Origin of the sequence: Streptomyces sp. CCM_MD2014 (assembly GCF_000772045.1) — a bacterium.
GTDB classification, from domain to species: domain Bacteria; phylum Actinomycetota; class Actinomycetes; order Streptomycetales; family Streptomycetaceae; genus Streptomyces; species Streptomyces salinarius.
The window spans coordinates 5571894-5584184 of sequence record NZ_CP009754.1 but is presented as its reverse complement, the minus strand read 5'-3'; the positions used below and the strand labels follow the sequence as shown (position 1 = coordinate 5584184).

Here is a 12291-nt window from a genome sequence, read left to right as displayed (position 1 = left end):
GGGTGGGTGCGGCAGCACGCTAGCGATCCGGAAACGGGCAAAGAGCCCGATCCGGACGGGGGTTGACGATCTTAGGGTGGGCTTAAGGAAGGCATGGGGACCGATTAATGGTCGGGGCCGGTCAACGGTCGCGACCGGCCCGGGCCGCCGGTGCCGGCGCCTGCGCCTGCGCCTGCGTACGGCCCTGTCTGCGCCGGCGTACCGCTCCCCGGTGCCCGCGCCGCACCGGTGCCGTGCGCCCGTCCAGCTGGATCCAGATCCGCACCTCGGTGCCGCCCAGCACGGAGGAGCCGATGCGCACGTCGCCGCCGGTCGACTCGGCCATCCGGCGCACGATGTCCAGGCCGAGCCCGGTCGACCCGTCGGTGCCCGAACCCCGGCCGCGGGCCATCGCCGCCTCGGGGTCGGCTATCCCGGCGCCCGCGTCGGAGACGAGCACGATCACCGCGTCCTCGCCGTTGTGCAGGTCGACGGCGAAGGCGGTGCCCTCGGCGGTGTGCCGGAAGACGTTGCCGAGCAGCGCGTCGAGGGAGGCGGCCAGGTCGGCGCGGGCCACGGGTATGCGCACCGGCCGGTCGGCGCCGGCCACCCGCCACTTGCGGCCCTCGTCCTCGGCGAGCGCCGACCAGAACCCCATCCGCTCCCGGACCACCTCGGCCGCGTCGCACCCGGCGCCGGGACCGGCGGCCGCGGTCTGCGGCTTGGCGTCCCGTGCGGTGCGGATGATGGTGTCGACCTCGCGCTCCAACTGCTCGACGGCGGCCCGGGTCTGCTCGGCGGCGGGGCCGTCGCCCAGCGAGGCCGCGTTGAGGCGCAGCACGGTCAGCGGGGTGCGCAGCCGGTGGGACAGGTCGGCGGCCAGCTCCCGTTCGTTGGCGAGGAGCTGCACGACCTGGTCGGCCATGGAGTTGAACGCGACGGCGGCGCGCCGCAGTTCGTCCGGCCCCTCCTCGGGCACCCGCGCCCCCAGCCTGCCCTCCCCCAGCTCGTGCGCCCCGTCGACCAGGCGCCGCGCGGGCTGCACCATCCGTACGCCCAGCCGGTCGGCGACCGCGACCGAGCCGACGATCAGGGCGGCGCCGACCGCCGCGAGCACCGCCCAGGCCGTGCCGACGCCGTTGGTCACCGCCGACTCGGGCACGTACACCTCGACGACGGCGATCTCGCCGGAGCTGAGCGCGACCGGCTGGAGCAGGGTGGAGCCGCCGCCCACCTCGGTGGTCGAGGCCCGCCCCATCTCCCGTACGGCGGCGATGTCCTCGTCGGTGGCGCGCTGCCGCCCGATGTCGGTGGCGTCCCCGCTCCCGTCGCCGGGCGCCGGTATGTGCACGGCCATCCCGGCGTCCGAACCGGCGGAGGCCACCACGCGTTCCAGTTGCTCCCGGTCGGTGGTGATGGACAGGGCGGGGGCGACGGCGGCGGCCTCCCGCTCGGCGTTGGAGAAGGCGCGGTCGCGGGCCATCTCCCGGATGACGAGTCCGAGGGGCACGGCGAAGGCGACCACGACCATCGCGGTGACCGCCAGCGAGACCTTGACCAGGGCCCATCTCATCGTGGTGGCTCCAGTCGTGGTGGCTCCAGCTTCACGCCGACGCCGCGCAGGGTGTGCAGGTAGCGGGGCCGGGCCGCGGTCTCGCCCAGTTTGCGGCGCAGCCAGGACAGGTGGACGTCGATGGTCTGGTCGTCGCCGTAGGACTGCTGCCACACCTCGGCGAGCAGCTCCTTGCGGGGAACGACGACGCCCGGCCGGCCGGCCAGGAAGGCGAGCAGGTCGAACTCGCGGCGGGTCAGGTCCAGTGCCGTCCCGTCCAGTTCGGCCTGGCGGCGCAGCGGGTCGACGGTGAGGCCGCCGACCCTGAGGACGGTCGGGGGCGCCGCCTCCGCCGGGCCGCCGCGGGCCCGGCGCAGCACGGCCGCCATCCGGGCCGACAGGTGCTCGGCGGAGAACGGCTTGGTGAGGTAGTCGTCCGCGCCCGCGTTCAACAGCCGTACCACCTCCGCCTCGTCGTCCCGGGCGGTGGCGACGATCACCGGTACGTCGGTGATGCCGCGCAGCATCTTCAGCGCCTCGGAGCCGTCCAGGTCGGGCAGTCCGAGGTCCAGGATCACCACGTCGAACCGGAAATGGGCGACCTCGCGCAGCGCCTCCAGTGCCGTGCCCACGCTGCGCACGGTGTGCGAGGCGTCGGTGAGCTGCCGGATGAGCGCCGAGCGTACGAACTGGTCGTCCTCGACCACGAGCACACTTGCCATGGGCGGCACCGTACGCCATGCGGACCGACCCGGTCCGGGCCTGTGGACAACTCCGCCCGGGCCCGGGCCACACGACGTTCGGGCGACACGCGTGGGGCGGGTGAGGCAGTATGGCGGCGATGCGCAGAGGACTCGTCCACGTGATCGCCTGGCTGCTCGCCACCGGCGCCGCGGTCACCCTGTCGTGGTGGGGTGTCCACACGGTGATGGCCGGAACGGCCTACGACGCCCCCCGAGCGCTGCCCATCACGGCCGCCGACGCGAGCGTGCGGGAGGGGGACGACGGCGACGCCGGTGAGTCCCTGGCGTCGTCCACCAGCCGGCCGTCGCCCTCGCCCTCGCCCTCGGACAGCGCGTCGCCGGTGCCGAGCGGGACGCCCCGCGAGCCGGACCCCGCCCCTTCGCGCACCGCGCCGTCCACCTCGCCGCCCGCGGACCCGGCGAGCCCCGCCCCCGCGACGTCCGGCCGGGTCAGGAGCTACGACACCGACGGGGGCCGCGCGGTCTTCGACCTCGGTACGTCGTCCGCGTCCCTGGTGTCGGCGACGCCGGGTGCGGGCTGGTCGATGCAGGTGTGGAAGACGGAGTCGTGGATCCGGGTGGAGTTCACCTCGGGCGCGGACCGGGTGTCGGTGTTCTGCACCTGGCACGACGGGCCGCCGCGGGTGGAGATCGGCAGTTACTGACCCGAGCCGCCCCCCCCCTACGGGCTCACTTGAAGACGGACTCCGGCGGCGCGGGCGAGTCCACCGCCGCCGCGTCCGTCACGGGCTGGGCGCCGCCGCTGAAGTCGGTGAGCGCGCGGCCGTGTTCCACGCGTGCGGTGTGCGGGTCGGAGGCGGCGCGGCGGGTGAGTTCGGCGAGGGGCAGCGGGTGGTCGGAGGCGACCAGGATCGCGTTGCCGAAGCGTTTGCCGCGCAGTACGGCCGGGTCGGCGACGAGGGCGAGTCCGGCGAACCGGGCGGCCGCGGTGGCGATCTGGCCGCGCAGGTGGGCGAGCGGCGGACCGTCCGCGAGGTTGGCGGCGTAGACCCCGCCGGGCGCGAGCGCGCGCCGCACCTCGTCGAGGAACTCGGCGGAGGTCAGGTGGGCCGGCGTGCGGGCGCCGGCGAAGACGTCCGCGACGACGAGGTCCGCCCAGCCGTCGGGCACCTTGGCCAGCCCGGCGCGGGCGTCGGTGGAACGCACCCGTATCCGCGCGGCCGGGTCCAGCGGGAGCTCCCGGCGGACCAGGTGGACGAGGGCGGCGTCGCGCTCGACGACCTGCTGGGTGGAGCGGGGGCGGGTGGCGGCGACGTAGCGGGCGAGGGTGAGTGCGCCGCCTCCCAGGTGCACGGCCCGGACGGGCCTGCCCGGCGGGGCGGCCAGGTCGATGACGTGGCCGATGCGGCGCTGGTACTCGAAGGACAGGTACGCCGGGTCGTCGAGGTCGACGTGCGACTGCGGGGCGCCGTCGATCAGCAGCGTCCAGGCCCGGGGCCGGTCCCGGTCGGGCACCAGCTCGGCGCGTCCTCCGTCCACGTCCTCGACGACGGCTTCGGCGGCGGCGCGCCCGCGACGGGCGTTGTTCCTGGACTTTCCCATGGGTCCATTGTCGGACCGGGCAGGCGGGCCTCCGCAGCGGCAGCCGTCTGTCGGACCGCGCGGGCGGGCCTCCGCAGCGGCAGCCGTCCGCGGGCCTTCCTCAGCGGCAGCTGTCCGCGGCCCTGATCAGCCGGGCCGCCTCGCCCAGCGCGGCCCGCAGGACGGCGGGGTCGGTCGCCAGGTCCGCCTCGCCGGGCGGCAGCAGCCAGTCGGAGCCCTCCACGGGCGGCTCGGGCTCCGGGACGATGCTCAGGCCCCGGCCGTCCGTCTCCGTGCAGGTGCTGCCCGGCACGTCCCACGCGGCGGCGGTGCCCGGCGGCACCAGGAAGCCCAGGGTGTCGCAGCCGTCGTCGTGGAGCACCGAGCCCACCCCCTCACCGGCTCCCCGCCTGATGATGTCGACCGCCTCCAGACCCTGCCGGGTCGGCACGGTGACGACGTCACAGGCGTCGCAGGGGGGAACGCTGATGCTGGTGTCCATCCCGGCCTCCACCACGGAACTCCTCCTCGGACGAGCGGATCGGGAGTCGGGGGCCTCCCGGTCCACCCGGTTCAACGCGGCGGACCGTCAACGGCTACGGCACGGGGCCGCCGCAAAGGATGGCACTTCATGGCAGATCGTGGATGAGATATCCGGTTTGTAGCCAAACAGTGCGTACCGACTCCGTCACAGCCGGTACGTTCTTGCTCGCCGGAAACAGGGCCGCACGGTCGTGTCCTTCCCCGGCATGGTTCGACGGTTCGCACGAGAGGACCCGGCCATGGCGTCGTCAACGGTGACCTCCGCCCAGCCAGAACGGCCCCCGCGGCCGAACCTCGCCTTCAGGCGGTTGCGCGGCAAGCGCTCCCCGGCGGAGTTCGCGGCGGCGGTCCGCCGGGCCGCGCGCGAGATCGGCGAGCGGGTCAGCTGCGACGCGCGCTACGTCGGCCGGGTCGAGGCGGGCGAGATCCGCTGCCCCAACTACGCCTACGAACGGGTGTTCCTGCACATGTTCCCCGGCCGCACGCTCACCGACCTGGGGTTCGCACCCCGCTCGTCGGTGCGCGGACGCCAGGCGCGCGCCACCGTTGAGTCGCGGGGGGCGGGTGAGCCGTACGACACGTACGACACGCATGACGTCGGAGACACGCAAGACCTGGAAGACCTGTACGAAACGCACGACAACAACGAGGAGAGCGACGTGCTGCGTCGCGCATTCATGACGAGCGGTGCCACGGTGGCCGCCGCCTCGCTCGGCCCCCTGGGACTCGCCCTCGACGCCGCGGCGGCCGGGCGCCCCACGCGCAGGGCCGGGACGGGCGAGGCCGGCGCCCTCGAGGAAGCCGTCCGCCGGATCCGGCTGCTGGACGACCGGCACGGCGCGGACGGGCTCTACCGGCGCGCGGCGGCCCCGCTGCGCACCGCGTACGCACTCCTGGACGCCGGCGCGTCCCGGCAGGCGACCGCGGACCGGCTCTACACGGGCGCCGGTGAACTGGCGATCTCCGTGGGCTGGCTGGCGCACGACTCGGGGCGCTTCGACGACGCGCGCTCCCACTACGCCGAGGCCCTCGCCACCGCGCGCATGAACGGCGACGCGGGCCTGGAGGCGCACGCCTTCTGCAACATGGCGTTCCTGGCCCGCGACGCCGGCCGCCCGCGCGAGGCGGTACGGGCGGCGCAGGCCGCGCAGCGCGCCGCCCGCCCGCTGGGCTCCCACCGGCTGATGTCCCTGCTGGCGCTGCGCGAGGCGGGCGGCTGGGCGGGGCTCGCCGACCGGGTCGGCTGCGAGCAGGCGCTGGTCCGCGCACAGACCTTCTACGGGCGGGGTCCCTCGGACACCGACCCCGAGTGGATGAGCTTCTACGGCGAGGCCGAACTGGAGGGACTCGAGGCCCAGTGCTGGTCCACCCTGGGCGACTGGCCCCGGGCCGCCCGGCACGCGCGGCGGGCGGCGGACCTCCAGGACCCGCACTTCACCCGGAACCTCGCGCTGTACTCGGCGGAGCTGGCGGACGACCTGGCCCGGGGCGGGCGCCCCGACGAGGCGGCGGGGGCGGGGATGCGAGTCCTGGACCTGCTGGGCGAGGTCCAGTCCTCCCGCATCCACACGATGCTGGCGGGCACGACCCGCGTCCTCCTCCCCCACCGCCGCTCCTCGGGCGTCTCCGCCTTCCTGGACCGCCACGCAGCGCTCCCCCGCCCGGCGTAACCACCGCCGCCGCGGGCAGCCGCACCGCCCCCGCCGTCCCCCCGGCCGCCGCGGGCAGCCGCACCGCCCCCGCCGTCCCCCGCCGCCGCTGCGGGCAGTCGTGCCGCTGGGGCGGCACGGGTGGGCGCGGCGGCACCCCGCAACGCCGGGCCGCGCACCCCACCTCGCCCAGCCCCGACGCCGTGCACCGCCAAGCACGCCACCGGCACCGGAACCGGCACCCGCACCCGCACCCGCACCCGCACCCGCACCCGCACCAACCGTCAGCCGACGAGGTGCCCCACGTCGTTCCAGCTCTCCACCGCCGGCTCCCCGTACGCCCACCCCAGCACCGACAGCGACGTCGGATTCAGCCGTATCCGCGCCCCGAACGACACCGGCAGCCCCAGCCACCGCGCCCCGATCGCCCGCAGCACGTGCCCGTGGGCGAAGACGAGCACGTCCCGGTCCGCCTCCCGCGCCCACGCCACCACCTCGTCCGCGCGCGCCGTGACGTCCGCCACGCTCTCCCCCTCGGGCACCCCGTCCCGCCAGATCAGCCAGCCGGGCCGCACCGCCTGGATCTGGTCCGGCGTCATGCCCTCGTACGCGCCGTAGTCCCACTCCATCAACGTGTCCCACGCGCGTGCGCGCTCCCCGAAGCCCGCCAGCTCGCAGGTCTCGCTCGCGCGCACCAGCGGACTGGTCCGCACCTCCACGCCGTCCAGCCCGTCCAGCGGCGCCCGGTGCAGCCGCTCGCCGAGCAGCTTCGCGCCGCGCCGGCCCTCCTCCAGGAGCGGCACGTCGGTCCTGCCGGTGTGTCTGCCGGACAGCGACCACTCCGTCTGTCCGTGCCGGGCCAGCAGAATGCGCGGTGCCATGAAGAGGCCTTTCCGGGAGAAATGTCTGAGAGGACCTCTCCATCATCCCGTACTGTCCGTGCGGGCAACCCGAGGGGCACTGCCGGCGTCTATCCGGTCCGAGGGCGCTTCGAGGAGCGGGCCCGGCCAGGCCGTAGAGTGGCTCGTCCGTGTCCGTCCGGGCGCACGAGTGAACGAGAAGTGAGAAGGGGGAGGGCGATCGGATTGCGGCACACCGAGAAACCGGGCACCGAGACGGCCCCGAAGACTCGGCTGCGCTGGTGGACCGAGCTGCCGCTCATCGTCCTCGTGTACGCCTGTTACAGCGCCGGGCGCCTGCTCGTGCGGGGCGACGTCGCGGACGCCGTCGACCACGGCCTGGCCATCCTGGACATCGAGAAGGCGCTCTTCCTCAACGCTGAGCACCCCCTCAACCGTCTGTTCACCAGGGAGCCGTGGATCGGCGTCCCGGCTGACTTCTGGTACGCGTCGCTGCACTACCTCGTCACCCCGGCGGTCCTGATCTGGCTGTTCCGCTCCCGCGCGGTGCGCTACCGGGCCGCCCGCACCTGGCTGATGACGTCCACGTTCATCGGTCTCATCGGCTTCACCCTCCTGCCGACCTGCCCGCCCCGGCTGCTGGACGCCTCCCACGGCTTCGTCGACACGATGGCCCAGTACAGCTCGTACGGCTGGTGGGGCGGCGCGGCGAGCGCGCCGCGCGGCATGGGCGGCATGACCAACCAGTACGCGGCGATGCCGAGCCTGCACGTGGGCTGGGCCCTGTGGTGCGGGGTGATGCTGTGGCGCTACGGCGGCACGCGCGCGGCGAAGGTGGTCGCCGTCGTCTACCCCCTGGGGACCACGATCGTGGTCATGGGCACCGCGAACCACTACTTCCTCGACGCGGTCGCGGGCGCGGCCGTGATGGGTGCGGGGCTGCTGCTGACGCCGTTCGTGCTGCGGACCGCCCAGCGGCTGCGCTCCCGGCTCCCGGCCCGTCTCGCACCGGCCGGGACCGCCTCCGGCGACGCCCCCGCGGCCGCCGCCGGTTCCGCCCCGGCGACCGCCTCCGCCACCGCCGCCGACGGCGCGGGTTCCGCGAATGTCAGTGGCGGATGCCAGACTTCCGCGGGTGAGCGATTTCCACGGCAGCGCGAGCAGCGGCTCGGAGCGGGAGCCGAGCCGGACCCCGCCCCCTCGGACGCAGGGGACGAGACTCCGGCACCGGCTCGCTGAGCTGCGCGGTCCCGACGTACCGGCCAAGGCGCTGGACGCGCGCGCCCTGGCCGCCCTCGCCGCCAACCCTGGGTGTCGCCGACGGGCGATCCTCGACGGCGCCGGGGTGGACAAGGGCTCGCTGGCGAGCGCGCTGGGCTCTCCGTCGGTCTTCGGGCAGTCGCAGTTCGCCCTCGTCCGGGGCAACGCCTTCGAGGCGAAGGTGAAGGCGGACGGCGGCGCCGAGCTGCTGCGGCTCGTGCACGAGAAGCTGGACCGCGGTGCCGAGCCGCCCGCCGAGGCCCGGGTGGAGGTGCCCGACCTGTCCGCCACCGGCCCCGAGGGGCGTGCGGCGCGCACGTCGCTGGCCCTGCGCGAGGCCACCGGCACCGCCGGTGCGTGGACGCTGCTCGACCATCCGATGCTCGCCCTCGAGGTCGCCGGTTCTCCCGCCTTCCTGGAGCCGGACGCCGTGGTGGTGCACCCGGACGGCAGCTGGACGGTCGTCGAGATCAAGTCCTTCCCCATGCTGGACGGCTCCGCCGACCCGGCGAAGGTCGGCGCCGCGGCACGGCAGGCCGCGGTGTACGTGCTGGCCCTGGAGCGGGTCGCGGCCCGGCTGGACCCGGCCCCGCGCGTGCGCCACCGCGTCCTGCTGGTCTGCCCCAAGGACTTCTCCAACCTGCCCACCGCGTCCGCCGTCGACGTGCGCAAGCAGCGCGCCGTCACCGACCGCCAACTGGCCCGGCTGACCCGTATCGAGGAGATCGCCGACGCGCTCCCGGAGGGCGTCTGCTTCTCCCCCGACCAGTCGGCCGAGGAGCTCGCGGCGGCGGTCGAGGCGGTTCCGGCGACGTACGCGCCGGAGTGCCTGTCCGCGTGCGAGCTGGCCTTCCACTGCCGTGCCCGCTCCCGCGACGCCGGTGCGGTGACCTGCCTGGGCCGCCCGGTGCGGGCCGAGCTGGGCGGGCTGTCCACGGTCGAGGAGGTGCTGGCCGCGGCCCGCGGGGAGGCCGGCGACCCGGACGACCCGGCGGTGGCCGCGCTGCGCAGGGCGGCCCGGCTGCGCGCGGAGGCGCTCGCGACGGCCGGTGCGGCACCCGGCGGAACGGCGGGCGACGGCGGCGCTCGCGGGATCGGCGCCGGGGCGGGGACCGGAGTCGGGGCCGGCGAGGTGTCCGCGTGTCGCTGATCACCACGCTCGCCCGGCTGGAGGCCGTGCGCACCGGCCGTGCCCAGCCCGCCGCCACCGTCCGGCACCGGCACCTGTCCGACCGTCCGCTGGTCTTCGTGCCGCTGATCACCGCCGGTGAGGCCGGGGCCCCGCTCGGCGCGCTGGTCGGCACCGACCGGGACGCGCCGCGGCTGCTGGTCGTGCCGCAGCCCCGCGACCGCGACCTGCGCTTCGCGTTCCTGGCCGAGCTGGCCGACATCGTGCTGCCGCACGTCGAGGCGTACGCGGAGCGCGTAGAGGCCGCCGAGCGCACCGAGACCGACCCGGAGACGGGCAAGCGGGTCAAGGTCGAGGTCGACCTGTGCGCGGACGCCGCGCAGCTGGTCGTGCCGAGCCGCGCGGGCATCGACTTCGTACGGCTGCTGGGCCGCTCCATGCGCTTTCGGCGTACGGCGGAGCAGGACCCGGAGACCCCGCACCCCGCGCCGCCCCGGGTGCCGCTGCTCGGCCGGTGGCTGACCCACTACGGCGAGCGGGCCCGCGTGCCCGGCTCCTCCCTCCTCCTGGCCATGACCGACCTGCTGGGCCGGCACTGGGCGACCGGGCAGTCCACGCTGGAGGACCAGCACCTGGGCGCCCTGCTCGCGTGGATCGCGCCGGAGGACGCCGAGGACCCCGGCCCGACCGGCGCCGAGGCGGCCCGCCGCGCCGAGCTGGCCCGCGACGCCGACGGGCAGCTGCTGTGCCCGCCGGCGGGCCCGGCGACCGACCCGGCCTTCGACAACAAGCTGCTCGCCCCCGCCATCGAGCGCTACGACCGCGCCCGTACCGCGCTGGCCGCCGCCGAGGACGGACTGGAGGCGGACGACCGGCTCGGCGCGCTCGTGGCCGCCGAGCGGGAGATCCGCGTCCTGGTCGAGAGCCGTACCCGCCCCACCTGGGACGCGGTGTGGCGGGGCCTGGACCTGCTGGGCGAGCTGCCCGAAGGGGCGCACGTCGAGGAGCGCTGGACCCGCGACCGCTGGTCGTTCACCTCGCACCGCGACCGCATCCTGGCCGGTGAGCCCCCGCAGCCCCGCCGGGACGACGCGGTGACGGCGGCGAACAAGCTGGCCACGCGCGAGCGCGAGCAGGCCCGTCTGGAGGCCCAGGAGGCGCTGGACGACCCGCTGGTGATGGCGGGGCGCCGGCTGTCCGGGGAGGCGTTCGCGGGTGAGGTCGTCGACGTGGTGATGGCGTACAGCGAGAGCAAGCGGCCCAGTCCGCGCCCGCTGGTGACGGTCCGCACGGACGACCGCCCGCACCTGGGCGAGCGGGTGAAGGTGTACCGCTCGCTGGGCGGCAAACCCCAGACGGCGGAGTACGTCGGCCCCGCGCCGTCGGACGACGGCCCGGACGACGGGGCCGGGGCCGTGGGCGGGACGCTGGTCCTGCGGATCATGGACAAGATGGGCCGCGGCAAGGAGCCCGAGGCCGGGTCGGTGCCCGAGAAGGGCGACCTGGTCTGCTTCACGCTCTTCGAGCACGAGCAGCGGGGCGGCGCGAAGCTCCCCGACCCGGAGCAGACCCCGTGGACGCACGGCGGCCCGCCCGGTGAGGCGGCCGCGGTGCCGGAGGCCGCCGACGCCCAGACCGAGGAGGACCTGCTGTGACCGCCGAGGCCCTGTCCGCACCCGCACCCGCGCCCTTCGACCCGGGCGCGGAGGCGGCCCGCGCCACCGCGGCGATCCTCCACGACACCCTGCACGGCACCGAGCGCGGCGTCGTCGTGGACTCCCCGCCCGGCGCCGGGAAGTCCACGCTCGTGGTGCGGGCGGCGCTGGAGCTGGCCGAGGCGGGCCGCCCCCTGATGGTGGTGGCGCAGACCAACGCGCAGGTGGACGACCTGGTGCTGCGCCTGGCCGAGAAGAACCCGGACCTTCCGGTGGGCCGCCTGCACAGCAGTGACGCCGACCCGTACGACAAGGCGCTCGACGCTCTGGAGAACGTCCGCAAGTCGGCGAAGGCCGCCGACCTCGCCGGGCTGTCCGTCGTCCTGTCCACGGCGGCGAAGTGGGCGCACGTCACGGTGGACGAGCCGTGGCGGCACGCGATCGTCGACGAGGCGTACCAGATGCGTTCGGACTCCCTGCTCGCGGTCGCCGGGCTCTTCGAACGGGCGCTGTTCGTGGGCGACCCGGGCCAGCTGGACCCGTTTTCGACGGTGGGCGGCGAGCAGTGGGCAGGCCTGGCCTACGACCCGTCGTCCTCGGCGGTGACGACCCTCCTGGCCCACAACCCCGGGCTCCCCCAGCACCGTCTCCCGGTCTCCTGGCGCCTGCCCGCGTCGGCGGCCCGGCTGGTCTCGGACGCCTTCTACCCGTACACGCCCTTCCGCAGCGGCACGGACCACGGCGACCGGCGCCTGGCCTTCGCGGTGCCGTCGGACGGCTCGGGTCCCGACCGGGTGATCGACGAGGCGGCCGCCTCGGGCTGGGGCCTGCTGGAACTGCCGCCCCGGCACACCCCGCGCACCGACCCGGAGGCGGTGCGGGCGGTGGCGGCGGTGGTCCGGCGCCTGCTCGACCGGGAGGGACGGGCGACGTCCGAGCGCTCCCCCGACCCCGCTCCCCTGACCGCCGCCCGTGTCGCCGTCGGCACGGCGCACCGGGACCAGGCGGCGGCGGTCCGCGCGGCGCTGGCCGACCTCGGCGTGCACGACGTGACCGTGGACACGGCCAACCGCCTCCAGGGCCGCGAGTACGACGTCACGGTCGTCCTGCACCCGCTCTCCGGCCGCCCCGACGCCACCGCCTTCCACCTGGAGACCGGCCGCCTGTGCGTCCTCGCCTCCCGGCACCGGCACGCGTGCATCGTGGTCTGCCGCGAGGGCGTGGGCGCCCTGCTGGACGACTACCCGTCCACGGAACCGGTCCAGCTGGGAACGCTGGTGAAGTTCCCCGACGGCTGGGAGGCCAACCACGCGGTGCTCGCCCACCTCGCGGAGCACCGGGTGACCTGGCGGCCCTGACCACCACCCCTCCCACCCGAC

11 protein-coding genes are annotated in these 12291 nt (G+C 75.5%); 6 read left to right on the top strand and 5 right to left on the bottom strand.

The genetic code is table 11. From position 1 onward, the window contains the following. Positions 1-121 precede the first annotated feature (121 nt). Both NI25_RS24965 and NI25_RS24960 read right to left on the bottom strand, forming a co-directional pair. Entirely contained in the window at positions 122-1552 is a 1431-nt protein-coding gene (locus NI25_RS24965) for a sensor histidine kinase (RefSeq protein WP_061444577.1), read from the bottom strand. Continuing rightward, a complete protein-coding gene (locus tag NI25_RS24960; protein WP_061444576.1) occupies positions 1549-2253 on the bottom strand; it encodes a response regulator transcription factor in 705 nt (234 codons plus the stop codon). The genes NI25_RS24965 and NI25_RS24960 overlap by 4 nt, the downstream gene beginning before the upstream one ends. 119 nt (positions 2254-2372) lie before the next feature. On the opposite strand from NI25_RS24960, the gene NI25_RS24955 reads away from it, so the two are divergent. Continuing rightward, positions 2373-2939 carry a hypothetical protein gene (locus NI25_RS24955; RefSeq protein ID WP_061447088.1) on the top strand — a complete coding sequence of 189 codons (567 nt, stop codon included), beginning with the start codon at positions 2373-2375 and terminating at the stop codon, positions 2937-2939. 25 nt (positions 2940-2964) lie between these two features. On the opposite strand, the gene NI25_RS24950 is transcribed toward NI25_RS24955, so the two are convergent. Both NI25_RS24950 and NI25_RS24945 read right to left on the bottom strand, forming a co-directional pair. Further along, the gene (locus tag NI25_RS24950; RefSeq protein ID WP_061444575.1) at positions 2965-3837 is read right to left on the bottom strand and encodes a spermidine synthase; all 873 of its coding nucleotides are present in this window, start codon (positions 3835-3837) and stop codon (positions 2965-2967) included. A 100-nt stretch (positions 3838-3937) separates the two neighbouring features. Then, a complete protein-coding gene (locus NI25_RS24945) occupies positions 3938-4318 on the bottom strand; it encodes a hypothetical protein (protein WP_061447087.1) in 381 nt (126 codons plus the stop codon). A gap of 280 nt (positions 4319-4598) precedes the next feature. Between NI25_RS24945 and NI25_RS24940 the strand changes: the two genes are divergently transcribed. After that, positions 4599-6029: a hypothetical protein gene (locus NI25_RS24940; RefSeq protein WP_061444574.1), complete on the top strand. Its 1431-nt coding sequence runs from the start codon at positions 4599-4601 to the stop codon at positions 6027-6029. A 263-nt stretch (positions 6030-6292) separates the two neighbouring features. Here the strand turns inward: NI25_RS24940 and NI25_RS24935 are convergent, their stop codons facing one another. Beyond that, complete coding sequence (locus NI25_RS24935; protein ID WP_061444573.1) at positions 6293-6889, bottom strand: histidine phosphatase family protein; 597 nt, start codon at positions 6887-6889, stop codon at positions 6293-6295. 204 nt (positions 6890-7093) lie between these two features. On the opposite strand from NI25_RS24935, the gene NI25_RS24930 reads away from it, so the two are divergent. Genes NI25_RS24930 through NI25_RS24915 form a run of 4 tightly spaced genes read left to right on the top strand, consistent with a single transcriptional unit; the run spans position 7094 to position 12270 of the window. After that, positions 7094-8107 carry a phosphatase PAP2 family protein gene (locus NI25_RS24930; RefSeq protein WP_061444572.1) on the top strand — a complete coding sequence of 338 codons (1014 nt, stop codon included), beginning with the start codon at positions 7094-7096 and terminating at the stop codon, positions 8105-8107. Continuing rightward, complete coding sequence (locus tag NI25_RS24925) at positions 8004-9278, top strand: hypothetical protein (protein WP_107071833.1); 1275 nt, start codon at positions 8004-8006, stop codon at positions 9276-9278. The genes NI25_RS24930 and NI25_RS24925 overlap by 104 nt, the downstream gene beginning before the upstream one ends. Further along, complete coding sequence (locus tag NI25_RS24920; protein WP_061444570.1) at positions 9269-10912, top strand: hypothetical protein; 1644 nt, start codon at positions 9269-9271, stop codon at positions 10910-10912. Before NI25_RS24925 ends, NI25_RS24920 begins: the two co-directional genes overlap by 10 nt. Then, entirely contained in the window at positions 10909-12270 is a 1362-nt protein-coding gene (locus NI25_RS24915) for an AAA family ATPase (protein ID WP_061444569.1), read from the top strand. The genes NI25_RS24920 and NI25_RS24915 overlap by 4 nt, the downstream gene beginning before the upstream one ends. The last annotated feature ends 21 nt before the right edge of the window (positions 12271-12291 follow it).